General features: G+C 63.6%; 13 protein-coding genes. 3 read left to right on the top strand and 10 right to left on the bottom strand.

Annotation, left to right across the window (positions count from 1 at the left end):
• Nucleotides 1-4: 4 nt before the first annotated feature.
• From JZZ72_RS06745 to colR, 3 genes are all read right to left on the bottom strand, one after another.
• Nucleotides 5-685, bottom strand: coding sequence for a class I SAM-dependent methyltransferase (locus tag JZZ72_RS06745; protein ID WP_043862094.1), 681 nt, complete (start codon nt 683-685; stop codon nt 5-7).
• A gap of 97 nt (nt 686-782) precedes the next feature.
• On the bottom strand, nt 783-2,084 hold the full coding sequence (locus JZZ72_RS06740) for a sensor histidine kinase (protein WP_100633518.1): 1,302 nt from the start codon (nt 2,082-2,084) through the stop codon (nt 783-785).
• On the bottom strand, nt 2,074-2,757 hold the full coding sequence (colR, locus tag JZZ72_RS06735) for a two-component system response regulator ColR (RefSeq protein ID WP_043862092.1): 684 nt from the start codon (nt 2,755-2,757) through the stop codon (nt 2,074-2,076). Before colR ends, JZZ72_RS06740 begins: the two co-directional genes overlap by 11 nt.
• Nucleotides 2,758-2,938: 181 nt before the next feature.
• Between colR and JZZ72_RS06730 the strand changes: the two genes are divergently transcribed.
• The gene (locus tag JZZ72_RS06730) at nt 2,939-3,694 is read left to right on the top strand and encodes a phosphatase PAP2 family protein (protein ID WP_078479532.1); all 756 of its coding nucleotides are present in this window, start codon (nt 2,939-2,941) and stop codon (nt 3,692-3,694) included.
• An 87-nt stretch (nt 3,695-3,781) separates the two neighbouring features.
• Here JZZ72_RS06730 and groL read toward each other — a convergent pair whose 3' ends face one another.
• The 5 genes from groL to JZZ72_RS06705 all read right to left on the bottom strand — a co-directional run bounded on the left by groL (nt 3,782) and on the right by JZZ72_RS06705 (nt 8,397).
• Nucleotides 3,782-5,431 (bottom strand): chaperonin GroEL, encoded by a 1,650-nt coding sequence (gene groL / locus JZZ72_RS06725; protein ID WP_043862090.1) that lies wholly within the window; start codon nt 5,429-5,431, stop codon nt 3,782-3,784.
• 46 nt (nt 5,432-5,477) lie between these two features.
• Entirely contained in the window at nt 5,478-5,771 is a 294-nt protein-coding gene (locus JZZ72_RS06720; protein WP_009050540.1) for a co-chaperone GroES, read from the bottom strand.
• 261 nt (nt 5,772-6,032) lie between these two features.
• A complete protein-coding gene (locus JZZ72_RS06715; RefSeq protein WP_054914827.1) occupies nt 6,033-6,491 on the bottom strand; it encodes an FxsA family protein in 459 nt (152 codons plus the stop codon).
• Nucleotides 6,492-6,557: 66 nt separating this feature from the next.
• Nucleotides 6,558-7,289 carry a HugZ family pyridoxamine 5'-phosphate oxidase gene (locus JZZ72_RS06710; protein WP_088515535.1) on the bottom strand — a complete coding sequence of 244 codons (732 nt, stop codon included), beginning with the start codon at nt 7,287-7,289 and terminating at the stop codon, nt 6,558-6,560.
• 100 nt (nt 7,290-7,389) lie between these two features.
• Complete coding sequence (locus JZZ72_RS06705; protein ID WP_043862087.1) at nt 7,390-8,397, bottom strand: DUF481 domain-containing protein; 1,008 nt, start codon at nt 8,395-8,397, stop codon at nt 7,390-7,392.
• A 143-nt stretch (nt 8,398-8,540) separates the two neighbouring features.
• Between JZZ72_RS06705 and JZZ72_RS06700 the strand changes: the two genes are divergently transcribed.
• Together JZZ72_RS06700 and JZZ72_RS06695 are read left to right on the top strand one after the other, a co-directional pair.
• Nucleotides 8,541-8,894 (top strand): MGMT family protein, encoded by a 354-nt coding sequence (locus JZZ72_RS06700; RefSeq protein WP_043862086.1) that lies wholly within the window; start codon nt 8,541-8,543, stop codon nt 8,892-8,894.
• 43 nt (nt 8,895-8,937) lie between these two features.
• On the top strand, nt 8,938-10,491 hold the full coding sequence (locus JZZ72_RS06695) for an AmpG family muropeptide MFS transporter (RefSeq protein ID WP_043862085.1): 1,554 nt from the start codon (nt 8,938-8,940) through the stop codon (nt 10,489-10,491).
• Here JZZ72_RS06695 and JZZ72_RS06690 read toward each other — a convergent pair.
• Together JZZ72_RS06690 and JZZ72_RS06685 are read right to left on the bottom strand one after the other, a co-directional pair.
• Nucleotides 10,488-11,732 carry an MFS transporter gene (locus tag JZZ72_RS06690; protein ID WP_210014203.1) on the bottom strand — a complete coding sequence of 415 codons (1,245 nt, stop codon included), beginning with the start codon at nt 11,730-11,732 and terminating at the stop codon, nt 10,488-10,490. The two genes, JZZ72_RS06695 and JZZ72_RS06690, sit on opposite strands and share 4 nt — an antisense overlap.
• A gap of 195 nt (nt 11,733-11,927) precedes the next feature.
• Entirely contained in the window at nt 11,928-12,773 is an 846-nt protein-coding gene (locus JZZ72_RS06685; RefSeq protein WP_043862083.1) for a mechanosensitive ion channel family protein, read from the bottom strand.
• Nucleotides 12,774-12,817: the final 44 nt, after the last annotated feature.

The following is a 12,817-nucleotide window of genomic DNA, read 5'->3' as shown; positions in this document are numbered from 1 at the left end:
TCCTTCACCCCTTGCGCAATACGTAAACTCGCCACATCGCATAGAACGGCAAAAAGTCCATTCGTTCCTGAATACGGAAACCTGCGGCCTCGAACTCCTGTTCAACCGTAGCAGCTGGTAACACAAAACGGTTCTGGTAACTGCCATCGGCCTGCCCGTTGTTACGGCGTGCTTCCAGGCGCTTACGCCGCCAGGCCTTGATGTTGCCGTCCACCCACAACGAGATGATCACGCTGTCGCGGCTAACCCGTTGAAACTCCGAAAGAATCGCCTTGCGATGGGCCGCTTCGCCAATGTGGTGGAACAGCCGCATGCAGAAAATGCTGTCTACCGCGTTGTCCGGCAGATCGATGGCGAAGGCTGATGTCTGCAAGGGCCGTACCCGTTTGACCACTTCTGCCGGTTGCGACCCGCAGGCGATCTGCAGCATGGCGGCGGAATTGTCGGCGCCGATGATCACGCGGTTGGCCTTTTCGGCCAGCAGCGGCCAGAAACGGCCGGCACCGCTGGGCAGGTCCAGCACCAGGCCAGGCTCGCCGGCCAGCGCCAGGGCACGCCGGGCCAATTGCTCGTCACGCTGGTGGGACAAGCGGCGGGCAATGCCGTCCTGGTGCTTGTGCAGGTACTGTTGAGCGTGCTGCTCGTCGTACTTTTCGGAAAACTTGAGCTTGATGGGACTGCGCATGGTGCATCTCCTGACTCCAATGCCGCCTACCTTAAGCAGGGCGACGTTGGCGTCAGGTCATGCGAACGTGAAAAAAATGTCAGGTTGCGTCGGTAAGTTACAAGGTGTTTCCGGGGGCCTGCGACCCGGCCGTGCCCAATTTCACATGGAACCGGCAACCATGGGGCTCGGCGGCGCTCAGGCTGACGCTCCAGCCCTGGTCCTCGCAGATCCGCTGCACCAGAGACAGGCCCAGCCCGAGCCCTTCCCCGCGTTTTTCGCCGCCGCGCACGAACGGCTGGAACATGGCCTCGCGATGCTCCTCGGGAATTCCCACGCCGCTGTCCTCGACGGTGAAGCCATCGGGCTCCAGGGTGAGGCGGATGTACCCCTGGTCGGTGTAGTGCGCCGCATTGCGCAGCAGGTTGCCCATCACCGATTGCAGGAACGTGGCGTTGTACAGGGTGGGCAGCGCGCCGGTGTCGTGGTAGGTGAGGGTCAGCCCCTTCTGCTCGATGGTGTCGCGCCAGACGCCGATCAGTTCGTTGCCCACCTCACGCAGGCTTGCCCGCGAAGCGACGGCACCCTCGTCGCGCTGGGCGCGGGCGAGCATGAGGAAGGTCTGCACCAGCTCGCGCATTTCTTCGGTGGCCCGCGAAATGCGTTCGACCTGGGCGCGGGCGCGATTGTCGATGGCCGGGTTCTCCAGCAGCAGCTCGCACGAGCTGGCCAGCACCATCAGGGGCGTGCGCAGTTCATGGCTGACATCGCTGGTGAACAGCCGCTCGCGGGTCAGTGCATCGCGCAGGCGCCCCAGGGTGGCGTCGAAGGCCACCGCCAGTTGCCCCACTTCGTCGGCCGCGTAGTCCGGCGCCAGGGGCGGCGCCAGGCCCAGCAACTGGTCGCGGTGGCGCACCTGGCGCGCCAGCCGGATCACCGGGGCCATCACCCGCCGTGCCAACACCCAGCCGAGAAATACCGCCAGTGCCAGGCTGAGCACGAAGCCCACCACCACCACGGCGAACAGCACGCGCTCGCGTTCTTCGAAATCGCTCTGGTCCTGCAGCAGCACGTAGTGCCGCCCGTCCACCACCTCGACCATGGCGTGGTACGACAGGTGCTCGCGAAACACTTCGTGAAACCCCGGGGTGAGGTGGCGCAGGTCCTTGGGCAGGTCGAAGTCGTCGCGCCCGCCACTGTAGTAGAACAACTGGTCGGGCCGCGGGCGGTGGCTCCACTCCGATACGCTGTCCATCAGCAGCATGCGCTTGAGGTCGCCCCCCAGTACCGAGGAGATCAGGCGCTCTTCCACCAGGTGCACGGTGGCCACGATGCCGAAGGCGAAGGCCCCGGCCACCAGCGCGCTCATCAGCGCGAAGGCGATGATGATGCGCTGGGCAAGGCTTTGCTTAAACTCCATCACGACCCTCGGCCAGTCGATAGCCAACACCGTGCACGGTATGCAGCAGGGGCTTGTCGAATGGCTTGTCGATCACCTGGCGCAACTGGTGGACGTGGCTGCGCAGGCTGTCACTGTCGGGGCAGTCGTCGCCCCACAGGGCTTCTTCCAGTACCTCGCGGCGCAGCACGTGGGGGCTCTTCTGCATCAGCACTGCAAGCAGCTTGAGGCCGACCGGGTTGAGCTTGAGGAACTTGCCCTGACGGGTGACCTCCAGGGTGTCGAGGTCGTAGCTCAGGTCGCCGACGTTCAGGCTGCGCCGGCCACCGCCCTGGGCCCGGCGCAGCACCGCTTCGATGCGCGCGGCCAGTTCCGACAGGGCGAACGGCTTGAGCAGGTAGTCGTCGGCGCCGGAGCGAAAGCCCTGCAGGCGGTCGTCGAGCTGGTCGCGGGCGGTCAGCATGATCACCGGGGTATCGCGCCGGGCATCCTCGCGCAGGCGCTTGCACAGCGTGTAGCCGTCGATGCCGGGCAGCATGATGTCGAGCACGATCAGGTCGTAGTGCTCGGTGGCAGCCAGGTGCAGGCCCGACAGGCCGTCCTGGGCGCAGTCGACGGTGTAGCCCTTGAGGCCCAGGTAATCGGCCAGGTTGGCCAGGATATCGCGGTTGTCTTCAACCAGTAGAATTCGCATCGGTACCTCTCCCCCGTCCTCGTTTGCCTGCTTGGCAGGCGCAGCTTAAGGCCATCGTCCAGGCCCCGCCAGCGCCGCATGGATTTAATCGCAACTGACATTTTTTTCACCCCAGCTTCACACATAGCGTAGGCGCGCCGGCACACAATCGGCAGTTTCCATTGCCTGCCTGGACCCTGCCATGCCTGCCACTCCCCCTTTGCCCGCGTCCCGCCCGCTGAACCTGTGGATTGCCCTGGGCATTCCGCTGCTGACTGCCGTGTGCCTGATCCTGCTGGAGCTGACCGACCTGGACATGGCCCTGGCCAACCTCGCGTTCGACCCGCAGGCGGGCCAGTTCATCGGTCGTCACAGCTATTTTCTCGAAGACATCCTGCATGACCGCGCCAAGGAGCTGGTGATCCTGTTCGCGGTGCTGGCCATCGTCGGCTTTGCCGCCAGCTTTGTGCTGCAGCCCCTCAAGAGCTGGCGCCGGGAACTGGGTTGCCTGGTGTTGGCGATGGGCCTGTCGACCGGCTTCGTGACGCCGCTCAAGGCCGCGACGGCGGTGCAGTGCCCCTGGAGCCTGAGCGAATTCGGCGGCCAGGAAACCTACAGCAAGCTGTTAGAGGCCCGCCCCGCCACCGACAAGCCAGGGCGCTGCTGGCCGGGCGGGCATGCGGCCACGGGGTTTACCCTGTTTGCGCTGTTTTTTGTTCTGCGTGATCGCAAGCCACGCCTGGCCAAGGCAGCGCTGGTGTTCGCCTTTGGCCTGGGGGTGGTGTTTTCGGTGGGCAGGATGCTGCAGGGCGCCCACTTCTTTTCGCACAATGTGTGGACCGCAGTGTTCTGCTGGCTGATCGGGTTGGGGTGCTACTGGCTGGTGTTGTATCGCAAGCCGTCACTGGCCGCTTCGCCAGCCAGGCTGGCACCTACAGGATTCGCTGAACGTCTGTAGGAGCCAGCCTGGCTGGCGAAGGGTTTCTGCCAGACATAAAAAAGCCCCGCACAAGGCGGGGCTCTTCTTCAAGCGGGTAAGGCTGGCTTACATCATGCCGCCCATGCCGCCCATGCCACCCATGCCGCCCATGTCAGGCATGCCACCGGCAGCCTTGTCTTCAGGCGCATCGGCAACCATGGCTTCGGTAGTGATCATCAGACCACCGATCGAGGCCGCGGCCTGCAGAGCCGAACGGGTCACCTTGGCAGGGTCCAGGATGCCCATTTCGATCATGTCGCCGTACTCGCCGGTAGCAGCGTTGTAACCGAAGTTGCCCGAACCTTGCTTGACCTTGTCGACTACCACGCTTGGCTCGTCGCCGGCGTTGGCAACGATCTGGCGCAGTGGGGACTCGACGGCGCGACGCAGCAACTGGATACCCACGTTCTGGTCTTCGTTGTCACCCTTGAGCTCGGCAATGGCCTGCAGCGAGCGAACCAGCGCCACGCCACCGCCAGGTACCACGCCTTCTTCGACGGCTGCGCGGGTAGCGTGCAGGGCGTCTTCAACGCGGGCTTTCTTCTCTTTCATTTCAACTTCGGTGCCGGCACCGACCTTGATCACGGCAACACCGCCAGCCAGCTTGGCCAGACGCTCTTGCAGTTTTTCACGGTCGTAGTCCGAGGAAGTCTCTTCGATCTGGGCACGGATCTGCTTGACGCGTGCTTCGATGTCGGCTTCAACGCCAGCACCGTCGATGATGGTGGTGTTTTCCTTGGACAGGGTCACGCGCTTGGCGTTGCCCAGGTGCTCCAGGGTGGTCGACTCCAGGCTCAGGCCGATTTCTTCGGAGATCACGGTACCGCCGGTCAGGACGGCGATGTCCTGCAGCATGGCCTTGCGGCGGTCGCCGAAGCCAGGTGCCTTGACCGCAGCCACTTTCACGATGCCGCGCATGTTGTTGACCACCAGGGTAGCCAGCGCTTCGCCTTCGACGTCTTCAGCCACGATCAGCAGCGGACGACCGGCCTTGGCAACGGCTTCCAGTACTGGCAGCAGTTCGCGGATGTTGGAGATCTTCTTGTCGACCAGCAGCAGCAGCGGGCCGTCGAGCTCGGCAACCATGGTGTCCGGCTTGTTGACGAAGTAAGGGGACAGGTAGCCACGGTCGAACTGCATGCCTTCTACAACCGACAGTTCGTTTTCCAGGCCCGAGCCTTCTTCGACGGTGATCACGCCTTCTTTACCGACTTTTTCCATGGCTTCGGCAATGATTTCACCGATGGAGGTGTCGGAGTTGGCCGAGATGGTACCGACCTGAGCGATGGCCTTGGAATCGGCGCATGGCTTGGACAGGTTCTTCAGCTCTTTGACGATGGCGATGGTGGCCTTGTCGATACCGCGCTTGAGGTCCATCGGGTTCATGCCGGCAGCAACGGCCTTGAGGCCTTCGCTGACGATGGCCTGAGCCAGAACGGTAGCGGTGGTGGTGCCGTCGCCCGCTTCGTCGTTAGCCTTGGAGGCCACGTCTTTCAGCAGTTGGGCGCCCATGTTCTCGAAGGCGTCCTTGAGTTCGATTTCCTTGGCAACCGAAACACCGTCTTTGGTGATGGTTGGCGCGCCGAAGCTCTTGGCCAGAACCACGTTGCGGCCTTTCGGGCCCAGGGTCGCTTTTACCGCGTCAGCCAGAACGTTGACGCCAACCAGCATTTTCTTACGGGCGGAATCGCCGAATTTTACGTCTTTAGCAGCCATGATCGTTTAATCCTTGAATACTTTGGAGTAACGGGAAACCAGCGGATCAGCCTTCGATAACGGCGAGAATCTCGTTCTCAGCCATTACCAGCAGGTCTTCGCCGTCAACTTTCACAGTGTTGCTGCCCGAGTACGGGCCGAAAACCACCTTGTCACCCACTTTCACGGCCAGCGCGCGCACTTCGCCGTTGTCCAGGATGCGGCCGGTACCCACGGCGACGATTTCGCCACGGTTGGGTTTTTCAGCGGCCGAGCCTGGCAGAACGATACCGCCAGCGGTTTTCGATTCTTCTTCGCTGCGACGGATGACGACGCGGTCATGCAGAGGACGAAGCTTCATTGTCGATCTCTCCTGATAGTGGTTTTCATCGGCCGGTATCGTTACCGGCGTGTTGATGCTTTCGGCGTAGCCGATCGTGGACCGCGGGGCGGGCCACGCATGTATTGTCTGGGGCAAATGCCCAGAAACCTTGCGGTGACCCATACATGAGGTCGGCCAAGGCGATTACAAGGCTTGCCGATGAAAATTTTTGCAGGCCGGCGCGCCAAATGAAAAACGGCCCCGAAGGGCCGTTTCATGCTACGCGGGCAAGCGCTCGCGTCACGGGTCACGCTTTTCGTATTCGCCTTCGATCACATTGGGCTGACGCGGTGCGCCGGGCGGCGCATTGAACGGGTCGTCGCCGAAGGCGCGCTGACGCATGGCCTGGGCTTCGGCGCGCTGGCGCAGCTTGTTGGCCAGCAACCGGCGGCTGAACGGCAACAGCACGATCAGGCCGATCACGTCGCTGATGAAGCCGGGGAGCAACAGCAGACCGCCACCCAGGGCCAGCATCAGGCCGTGGAACATGTCTTCGGCCGGCAATTCGCCGCGCTGCAGGCTCGCCCGCGCACGCAGCGCGGTGGCAAGGCCCGCGACCCGCACCACCAGCACACCGAGGGCCGAGCCCGCGATGATCAGCAGCAGCGCCGGGAAAAATCCGATCGCGGTGCTGACCTTGAAAAACACATACAGCTCGAGCACCGGGAAAAGCAGAAACAGCAGTAGAAAAGCACGCATCAAGGGTTCCTCTACGCAAGATGTCCTTGCAGGTACGACCTTAAATGGTTGCTGGCCGTTGCAATTTCAACCCTCGACCGCCTCGCGATCAGGCCACTGTTCGGCGCGGGCCAGCAAAACCAGGGCTTCGCGTACTTGTATCGGTGTATTGCAAGACCTTGGAAACGCCAGCCAGTGCAGCCCCTGGCCGATGCGCAGGTGCATGCCCTCGGTATCGATCCCTACCAGCGAGGCCGGTGCGCTGGCAGGCAGGCCGCTGAGCTCGACGTAGTGCGCGATGGCGTTGGCATGGTCGTCGTTCATGTGCTCGACCATGCTCACCTCGGCCTTGCCGGCGAACGGGTTGGCCAGGGTCACGTCGTCCAGCCAGTGAATCGCGCCGAAGCCGCCGATATAGCGATGGCGCACCGGCCTGAGCACCCAGAAGTCGAAGTCGTGGGCGCTGTGGTACTGGCTCGATTCGGGGAAGTAGCGGTAATAGCGCCCGGCGGCGGCCTCGATGGCCTCGGGGTCGGCCAGCTTGTGGGCCTCGGCCATCACGGTAAGACGACCCACCGCCTGCACGTCCTCGGCATCGCGCTCGCCTACCAGCAGCGAACACTTGGGGTCTTTTTGCAGGTTGTGGGTGTGCTGGGCAATGCGACTGATCAGGATCAGCGGGTTACCGTCGGCGTCCAGGCAGTACGGCACCACGGAACCGAAGGGGAAGCCGGGCATCGATTTGGAATGGGTCGAGAGTACGCCACGGTACTCCTTGAGCAGCAGCTCTCTTGCCTGCCTTGCAGCCTTCGCGCTCACGGGGGTGCTCCTGGGAAAGGTGTGATCGCGACAAGCTAATCATTATCAGTGGCGATTGCCAAGGGGCCTGCAGGCGCCGGCCCCTGAATGCGAAAGCGGTTTACCAGGCCACGCCGAAGCCGACGGTGTAGCGCGTCTTGTCCAGGTCGCTGTCGCTGGTGCCGCTGATGATGTCCTTCTCGGCCTTCAGGTTCAGCGATGCCCATTCGGTGACCTTGTAGCGCAGGCCCACCTCGGCATCCAGGCTGTAGTCCGCCACGCCGCCCAGCGGCTTGCCAACCTCGCCGTTGGTGAACAGCTCGACCGACTTGCCGATCAGGTAGCGGTTGTAGTCCCACTTCACGCCCAGCGAATAGAAGTTGTCCTTGCCGCCGTCGCTGTACTCGTAGTCGGTGCGGTTGAGCAGCGAACCCAGCGAGAACGCGCCCAGCTCGTCGTCCCAGAACTGGTAGCCCGGGCCGGTACCGACCGTGCGCTGGCGGGTCAGGTCTTCGATGTGGTCGCGCTTGTAGTTCAGACGCCCCTGCCAGAACCACTGCTCGGTAATGAAGCGGTCCAGCGCGTATTCGGCGCTCCAGTTGTTGGTGGTGGTCGTGTCGTTCTTGGTCTCGCGGTTGTACTCGCCCTCGGCGTTATGCCGCCAGCGACCGTGACGGGCAGTGGTCTTGAAGTCGACGTCATAGTCGTCACTGTCGGTCTCGGCGCGCTTGTAGTCCAGTGCCAGGTCGATGTTGCCCTTCCACAGCATGTCTTCGACCAGCGGCTTGGGCTTCATGATCTGCTGGATGCTGGCCAGTTCAACCGCCTTGGGCGCCTCGCCATTGGCCAGGATCACCTGGCCGTCTTCACCGGCCTGCAGCGACTTGGCCTTCTCGCCGGTGTAGGCGTCCTGCTTGACCAGCAGTTCCTGGTCGCTCTCCAGGGTCTTGACCTTCTTCCAGTCCAGCGCGATGGAGCCACCGTATTCGGTCTGCAGCACCAGCTTGCCACCGTCGAAGACCTTGATCTTGCCGCTGAGCCGGTCGCCGTTCTTCATCCATACGGTATCGGCCACCGCAGGGGCGCAGACACCGGTCATCACAAGGCACAACAAGGCTCTAGAATACATAGGCAGTACAGAAACTCGGGTTCGCAGAAAAATCGGGCATTATCCAGATACCCGCCAGCAGAACAAGGACTGACCCAGCCAATGCCGATGAGTTCAATTCGTATTTGTGCGCCCTGCCCCCTTCACTGCCCCGCAACGCCCCGATGAGCGCGGCCTTGACCGACGCGCAGCAGCGCGCAGAAGACCGACGGACGGCGCTCTACCTGGTGCTGGGCCAACTGCCGCCAGGCAAGGTGGTCAGCTATGGTGAACTGGCGGCCATCGCCGGCCTGGGCCGCGCGGCGCGCTGGGTGGGGCGCACCCTCAGCCAGTTGCCGAGCGACACTCGCCTGCCCTGGCACCGCGTGCTGGGCGCCGGCGGACGCCTGAGCCTGGCCCTTGGCACGCCCTCCGGGGATGAGCAGCGGGCCCGCCTGCGGGCCGAAGGGGTGACCGTCCGGAACAATCGTGTGGATATGTTGCGCCATGGCTGGCGCCCGATGGAGCACAGCGGTTAGAGTGCGCGCTTTGTTTTCGCAAACTTGAGGCAGATGTTGGCCCATGCCCCGTAAAACCTGGCGCGCTGCGCTCGCTGCCTATGCCAGCCCGTCGACCCTGGTGCTGTTGCTGCTCGGCTTTGCCGCCGGCCTGCCCTATATGTTGGTGTTCTCGACCCTGTCGGTATGGCTGCGCGAAGCCGGGGTTGCCCGTGAAACCATCGGTTATGCCAGCCTGATCGGCCTGGCCTACGCCTTCAAGTGGGTATGGTCGCCACTGCTGGACCAATGGCGCCTGCCATTGCTGGGCAAGCTTGGCCGACGCCGTTCCTGGCTGGTGCTGTCACAGATCCTGGTGGTCATCGGCCTGGTCGGCATGGGCTTTTGCGACCCGCAGAAGCACCTGTCGTGGCTGATCGCGCTGGCGGTGCTGGTGGCCTTCGCCTCGGCCACCCAGGACATCGCCGTGGATGCCTACCGTCTCGAGATCGCCGGCGACCAGCGCCAGGCCGCCCTGGCCGCCAGCTACATGGCCGGCTACCGGGTCGCCGCCCTGCTGGCCACTGCGGGCGCGCTGTTCTTTGCCGAAGGGTTCGGCTCCACCGGCTTCAGCTACAAGCACAGCGCCTGGACCGGCACCTATGTGCTGTTCGGCGTGCTGATGGTGCCCGCCCTGATCACCAGCCTGCTGATGCGCGAGCCGCCCGTACCACTGCGTACCCAGCTGTCGGCGGCGCGCTACGGCTTCGGCCACCAGCTGGCCTCGGTCTTCGTGCTGATCATTCTGCTGGTGTCGGTACCGGCGATGTTCACCCAGCTGTACAACACCGATTTCGCCAGCGTGCTGTTCGAAGGCGCCAGCCTGCTCGACCTGCTGCTTGAAGACCGCGCCTTCCTGCGCGCGATCCTCTACATCACCCTCACCACGCTGTGCCTGTCGTCCATGGGGCGACGCGGGCTGGCCCCGGTGCTGACTCCGGTCAACGACTTCATCGTGCGCTACCGCTGGCAGGCGCTGCTGCTGCTGGGGCTGATCGCCACCTACCGCATGTCGGACACGGTGATGGGCGTGATGGCCAACGTGTTCTATATCGACCAGGGCTTCACCAAGGACCAGATCGCCAGCGTCAGCAAGATCTTCGGCCTGTTCATGACCCTGTTCGGGGCCGGCATGGGCGGCCTGCTGATCGTGCGCTTCGGCATCCTGCCGATCCTGTTCATCGGCGGTGTGACCTCTGCGGCGACCAACCTGCTGTTCCTGATGCTCGCCGACATGGGGCCGAACCTGCAGATGCTGGTGGTGACCATCTCGCTCGACAACTTCAGCTCGGGTCTGGCGACCTCGGCCTTCGTGGCCTACCTGTCGAGCCTGACCAACCTGAAGTTCTCGGCCACCCAGTACGCCCTGCTCAGCTCGATCATGCTGCTGTTGCCGCGCCTGATCGGTGGCTACTCAGGCGTGATGGTCGAGAAGTACGGCTATCACGACTTCTTCCTGATCACCGCGATGCTCGGGGTGCCAACGCTGATCCTGATTGCCTTGCACTGGCACCAGGAACTGCGGCGCGGCAAGCTGGCCCCCGTGGAGCCCGAGACCACCGAGCGCCCCGGAGCCTAGGCCAGCGACGCCAGTTCGGCGTCGTCCTGCAGCACCGTGCGCAACGGCCACAGCGCCAGCAACCCGGCGCAACCTGCCGCCAGGGCGAAGCTCAACAGGCTCGCCCCTGCCCCCAGCATCGCCAGCAAGGCACCGCCCAGGCCCAGCAAGGCGATGGTGATCATGCCCAGCATCGCCGACACCAGGCCCTTGCTCTGCTCGCTGGAGAACAGCGTCATGCGGTACAGCACCGCGTTGGCGATGCCCAGGCCCAATGCGTACAGCGACATGCCCGCCACCAGGCTGAACACCGAAGGGTACAGCCAGGTGCCCAGCATGGCCGCGCCCAGGCCGATCAGATACGGCCACAGGGCCTTGCGGATCAGCGCGCGCAGGCTGTAGCGCTCGGCAATGCGGTTGATGATCAGGTTGCCCGCAATCAGGCCGCCGAACACCGGCAATTGCCACAGCGCATAGTCCAGGGTGCTCAAGCCCTCGTCATGAATCAGCAGCACCGGCGACAGACCGATCCAGCCGATCAGCGGCAGGCCCACCAGGCCCAGGGCAGCGCTGCCGGCAACGAAGCGGCGGTTGCCCAGCAGTTGCCCGTAACCGGCCAGCAAGGGCAGCAGGTGGATGGGCTGGAAGGCCAGGCGCGTACCGTTGCGCCGCTCCACCCCCAGGGTTTCAGGCATGAAGCGGTACAGCGCGCACCAGGTCAGCACGGCGAACCCTGCGAACAGTACGAACAGCCAGCGCCACGAGACCCATTCCAGCAGCACGGTGCCTACCAGTGGGCCGAGCAGCGGCGAAAGCAGCGCGATGTTGGCCAGCAGGGCCATCATGCGCACCGCATCCGCCTCGCTGAAGGCTTCGTTCAGGGCCGGGTAGCTGACCGTGACCACAAAGCCCAGGCCGATACCCTGCAACAGGCGCAGCAGGTTGAACAGCTCGATGCCCTCGACCCAGTAGGTGGCCAGGCAGGCCAGGCAGAAGATGGCGCACCCCCACAGCAGCAGCGGACGCCGCCCGTAGCGGTCGGCCAGCGGGCCGATCAGCCACTGCAGCAGCACACCGCCAAGCAGGTAGAGGTTCAGCGCATGGGGGATGAATTCGGGGCTGGCATTCAGGTCGCCCACCACCGTGGGCATGGCAGGCATCACCACGTCGCTGGCCAGGTAGGTCAGCAATTCGAACAACGCCAGGGTCATGGCGAAACAGAATGCCCGGAACGGGGTGATGTTTATCAGCGGGGTAAGCATGGCAAGGCCTGGCAGGGAAAATCAGCCAGCCTGTATGCCAGAAAAGGCAAAGGTCGGACAGTAACAAGAAGTGAACAAGTGTAATCGGTGCACCCGAATCGCGGGGCAAGCCGCGCTCCCACGCGGTAATCACTGTCTCCAGACACATGATGTACCTGTGGGAGCGGGCTTGACCCGCGATGAGCTCGAGGCGTGTTACTGCACGGCCGCTTCCTGCACCACACGGATTACCCGCTGCGGAAACGGGATGTCGATGCCCTCGGCCTTCAACCGGTCGCGCGCATGCTCGTTGAGCATGAACATCACGTCCCAGTAGTCAGCCGTCTTCACCCAGGCTCGCAGCGACACGGTGATCGAGCTGTCGCCCAGTGCCGAAATCACCGCCTGGGGCGCGCCCGGCTCCTGCAGCACCCGTGGGTCATTGGCCAGGTCCAGCAGCACCTTGCGCGCTACCTGCAGGTCGGCCTCGTAGTCCACGCCCACATCGAACACCACCTTGCGGGTCGGCTGGCGGTTGGTGTTGGTGATGATGCCGTTGGACAGGCTGCCGTTGGGCAGGATCACCGTCTTGTTGTCACCGGTACGCAGCACCGTGTGGAAGATCTGGATGCTGTCCACGGTACCGCTGACCCCCTGGGCCTCGATCCAGTCGCCCAGGCGGAACGGACGGAACAGCAGGATCAGCACCCCACCGGCGAAGTTCGCCAGGCTGCCCTGCAAGGCCAGGCCGATGGCCAGGCCGGCGGCACCGATAGCGGCCACGAACGAGGTGGTCTCGATGCCGATCATCGAGGCCACGCTGACCACCAGCAGGATCTTCAGAATGATGTTCGCCAGGCTGCTGATGAAGCCTTGCAGCGCCAGGTCGGCGTTGCGCAGGGCCAGCAGCTTGCCCAGGCGGTAGGTGACCTTGTTGATCACCCACCAGCCGATGGCCAGGGTCAGCAGCGCCAGCAACAGGCGACTGCCGTATTCCATGATCATCGGGATCCAGGTCTGCGAAGTCCTGACCAGCTGATCCACTTCAGCGTTCAAATCCATAGGTTGTCTCCTGATGCCGGGCGGCAAAAAACGGGGAAAGCGTG

The sequence above is a fragment of the Pseudomonas palmensis genome (assembly GCF_017848315.1).
Classification (GTDB): Bacteria; Pseudomonadota; Gammaproteobacteria; order Pseudomonadales; family Pseudomonadaceae; genus Aquipseudomonas; species Aquipseudomonas palmensis.
This window is presented reverse-complemented; position numbering and strand designations above follow the sequence as displayed.

What these genes read in the sequence shown, in the direction of transcription:
- colR (WP_043862092.1), bottom strand. Translation starts at nt 2,757, where the DNA reads ATGCGAATTCTACTGGTTGAAGACAACCGCGATATCCTGGCCAACCTG.
- JZZ72_RS06730 (WP_078479532.1), top strand. Translation starts at nt 2,939, where the DNA reads ATGCCTGCCACTCCCCCTTTGCCCGCGTCCCGCCCGCTGAACCTGTGG.
- JZZ72_RS06705 (WP_043862087.1), bottom strand. Translation starts at nt 8,397, where the DNA reads ATGTATTCTAGAGCCTTGTTGTGCCTTGTGATGACCGGTGTCTGCGCC.
- groL (WP_043862090.1), bottom strand. Translation starts at nt 5,431, where the DNA reads ATGGCTGCTAAAGACGTAAAATTCGGCGATTCCGCCCGTAAGAAAATG.
- JZZ72_RS06740 (WP_100633518.1), bottom strand. Translation starts at nt 2,084, where the DNA reads ATGGAGTTTAAGCAAAGCCTTGCCCAGCGCATCATCATCGCCTTCGCG.
- JZZ72_RS06715 (WP_054914827.1), bottom strand. Translation starts at nt 6,491, where the DNA reads ATGCGTGCTTTTCTACTGCTGTTTCTGCTTTTCCCGGTGCTCGAGCTG.
- JZZ72_RS06690 (WP_210014203.1), bottom strand. Translation starts at nt 11,732, where the DNA reads ATGCTTACCCCGCTGATAAACATCACCCCGTTCCGGGCATTCTGTTTC.
- JZZ72_RS06685 (WP_043862083.1), bottom strand. Translation starts at nt 12,773, where the DNA reads ATGGATTTGAACGCTGAAGTGGATCAGCTGGTCAGGACTTCGCAGACC.
- JZZ72_RS06745 (WP_043862094.1), bottom strand. Translation starts at nt 685, where the DNA reads ATGCGCAGTCCCATCAAGCTCAAGTTTTCCGAAAAGTACGACGAGCAG.
- JZZ72_RS06700 (WP_043862086.1), top strand. Translation starts at nt 8,541, where the DNA reads ATGAGCGCGGCCTTGACCGACGCGCAGCAGCGCGCAGAAGACCGACGG.
- JZZ72_RS06695 (WP_043862085.1), top strand. Translation starts at nt 8,938, where the DNA reads ATGCCCCGTAAAACCTGGCGCGCTGCGCTCGCTGCCTATGCCAGCCCG.
- JZZ72_RS06720 (WP_009050540.1), bottom strand. Translation starts at nt 5,771, where the DNA reads ATGAAGCTTCGTCCTCTGCATGACCGCGTCGTCATCCGTCGCAGCGAA.